Origin of the sequence: Candidatus Frankia alpina, assembly GCF_902806485.1 — a bacterium.
In the GTDB taxonomy this organism is placed as follows: Bacteria; Actinomycetota; Actinomycetes; order Frankiales; family Frankiaceae; genus Frankia; species Frankia alpina.
Genome location: NZ_CADCWT010000377.1, coordinates 1 through 3,186, shown reverse-complemented (window position 1 = coordinate 3,186; position 3,186 = coordinate 1). Strand labels below are relative to the sequence as shown.

Sequence of the window (3,186 nt, the reverse complement as noted above, 5' to 3'; positions counted from 1 at the left end):
GGTCTAGAACGGGTCCGTCTAGACCCACATGGTCTCCTAGCCCCCCTCCGCACCCCGCCTGACCTGGCCTCTAGACCCCTAGACCCCCTGCACGACGATCAAGAAATCGGGGTCTAGGGATCTGCGGTGCCCCTGCCGCACCACTGCGGCGTTCCCAGGCCGCAGGCGCCGACATCGCCGGGTGTCGCACGGCCCCGCCTGGCGATGTCGCGAAGGCGTCAGGCACCGTCCTGATCCGGGGTTACTCAGGCCGGTTGCAGCCCAGGAAACCGCAACCCGCGGTTTCCTGGGCTGCAACCGGCTCTTACCTGCAGGTTTCCACGTTTCCTGGTTTCCCGACGGGGGGCCCTACGCGTGCGCGTGCGAGGGAACTCCAGTTTCCAGCCCACTGCAACCCGGCCCGGACGCCCCGCCGACCCCCCACCTGGGTCCGGCGGCCGACATGCCAACGCCCCGCCGAGGACGGTCCCGGCGGGGCGTGAGACGACCCCGACAAGATCAGCCAAGGTTTCCCGGCCCACGCGTTTCCAACCCAGACTGCTCTGTCACCCTGTGCTGCACTTGCCACTGAAGGTGGCCGTCCACCTTCCGCTCGAGTACTGATAATTTAGTAAAAGAGTCTGTGCCGGCCCCTGTCCGACACAGACTCGCCACCTGGCGCTTGGGCGTCCGCCTCCGCCTTAGCAAGGGTGTCGCCTGTGCCGGTGGCCGTCACGGCCGCTCCGTTCGGGAGGGTGCCCACGGCGAACGAGGTGCCTCCCGTTGCGAACAGGGTGCCGCCGATGACAACGGCTGCGGTCAGGGCCTTTGCTGCCCGAGTTTTCACGATGAGCCTCTCGTCCAAGCCGCCGACGTCGACCTACGTGCCATGATCGGGTGAATGAACTTTCCCTGTCCCGGTTTCCACCGGGTTGCGACCCTGCTCGGAGGCGAACTCGGTCGTCACCTGACGACCGAGGCGGTCAGGCGGGTGCTGGCCGCGGCCAGTCGCAAGGAAGGTTCAGACCTTACCGCCGGGAGGGTTGGGTGACGCGGTCTGCGTCGGGCCCGCGGTCCGGGGTGGCGCATACCCCGGCCCGATGATCTGCGCGGAAACGGGAGGGACAGGCGCCGGCGAGACGTGCCTGTCAGTGGGCATTGAGGTCTGGGGAACTGGCCTGCCGCTATTTTGCGTGAGGTTCTGGCTGCAGCCACCGAGGACCAGTACCGCCAGGACGGTGACGACACTGATCGTTATCGTCCAGGCTCGACGCCGGCTCAGGTTCGTCCCAGCTACAGGATGTCTCCGACTCTGTATACGTCGGAAAGACGTGGTGCCCATGACGCTAAAGTCTGCACCCGGGAAGCCCTAGTTGCGAATCACAGCATTCTGCAACTCTACGTATGCATCTAGATACGTAGAGTACGTACCGGTGCCCCGCGGAGGGCCGGCTCCACGGGGCGCTGGACGTCTCCAGGCAAGATCAGCCTAGAAGATCTCCTCGCCCTCCGGAACGACAGGCGGGTTGAACCACGCGGCGACGCGACGCGGCGGAGTCTGCCGAGCCGACCGGCCGGGGGCGGGCATGGATTGCTGAACCTGAGCGCCAGTCTTCACGCGGCACGCCCCTGAAGGCCCTCAGAGGCACGCAGCCCACAGGTGGCGCATGAGTAGCTTCGCTGACTGTCAGGCCGGCAGCGACGCCAGCAGACACCAGCACGGGCATCGCCTGCTCGACGGCGAGAACACCGGCGGCGGCATGCTCCGCCACCCGCGCCCCGGCCCAGTAGACAGTCCGCGCCCGCTGCCCCCGAGGCCGGCTAGCAATCTGCTCGTACAGCCCCCGAAGAATCGCCTCCGCCCTGGCCGCCCGATGTGCCTCAGGGACAACCCGACCCACAACTGGATGCAGACGCGGCGGCGGCTCCGTGGGTGAAGAACTGGAGGTCAGGGGGCGATTCAGCCGAGCTAGCTGGCCCACCGGCCAGTCAGCGAGGCACTCGGCCAGAGCCTCCCGACACAGACCATGCACACCACCCACCCAGGCGTAGCGGTGCCCGCACGGATGGCGACTCGGCGGCGCAACAACCAGGCCGCCATCACCGCGAACATCCAACCCCAGGCCGTACACGTCCGCGGCCGACAGAAGCGGAACACCGGGATGGCGGTAATACAGGTGCACACCGCCGGAGCCGGTCACCACCGTCACCGTCCCGGGCAGGCAGCCCACCCTGGACTCCAACGCGGACAGCGACGCCACGCCGCCCTTGTCGACGTCCAGGTCGAGAACGCCCAAGCCGGAACGGGGGCCGGTGACGATGCCGACGTTCGCGTCCGGCCAGCGGCGCCACCAGTCCTTGATCTGCCCGGGGCTGGTGCTGGCCGCAGATGGCCAGTCCCGAACCAGGGGCTGCTTGCCCGGCCGAACCACCGCAGCGTCCGGCGAAGCGACGGGGACCACCGGCCAACCCAGCCCGGCATAGAACAGGGCGGCACGGCGCAGGCTCAGCCGGTGAGCAAGGGAAACGGAGGGTGCTTGATCGGCTTGCATGAGTAACCCTTCGGGGCTCATGCCGATCACGTAGAGATGTGGTCGCCCATCCATGCCTGACGTTCTTTGAGCTGTCAGGCACTATGGGTGCCGTGCCTCCCTCGGCGGGGAGCGCACACGACCGGTCTCACGATCGGCGACTGATATGCAAGATCCGTAAGGACAGCCCAGAGGCAAAGAAACCTCTGGGCTGTTGCATTTTCAGGTGATCATCTCTGTCCTGCTCCTCGGTTGGGGGCCGCCGGGCCGCCCGGGGGTGGACGGCCCGACGGCGGTGATGGTGTCAGCCGGTGTCGGTCTGGGTGGTGACGCGACGCCAGGCGGCGCGCAGCCGCATCTCAGCGGCACTGCGCCCGGCAGCGCGGAACCGCAGGGCCATCTCCCGATAAGACAGCGGCGGGGTCTGCGAGCAGCGAATCTCGTCCACGACGGCGTCGAGCTCGGCGTCACTAAACCCGCCGTCGTCGGGCCGTGCCGTGGGTGCGGGCAGAGCCACAGCAAGACTGGACGACTCCCAGACGGGAAGCTCCCACCGAGGCGTGACGCCGGGTGTGACGCGGCTCGTCACGCAGGTCAGAGCCCTGCCGGTGTCCTCACCGTCACGGGCGTCGGCGAGGGCCGTCCAGGCGGCGGCGAGGGTGTGCGCGGTGCGGGC

Annotated in this window: 1 protein-coding gene and 1 pseudogene; both read right to left on the bottom strand. The window is 68.0% G+C overall.

Annotated features, from left to right (window positions below; genetic code table 11):
• Window positions 1-1,463: 1,463 nt before the first annotated feature.
• On the bottom strand, window positions 1,464-2,552 hold the full coding sequence (locus G6R25_RS22855; RefSeq protein WP_205447377.1) for a bifunctional DNA primase/polymerase: 1,089 nt from the start codon (window positions 2,550-2,552) through the stop codon (window positions 1,464-1,466).
• A 262-nt stretch (window positions 2,553-2,814) separates the two neighbouring features.
• Window positions 2,815-3,186: pseudogene (locus G6R25_RS22850) on the bottom strand (hypothetical protein); the annotation flags it as partial.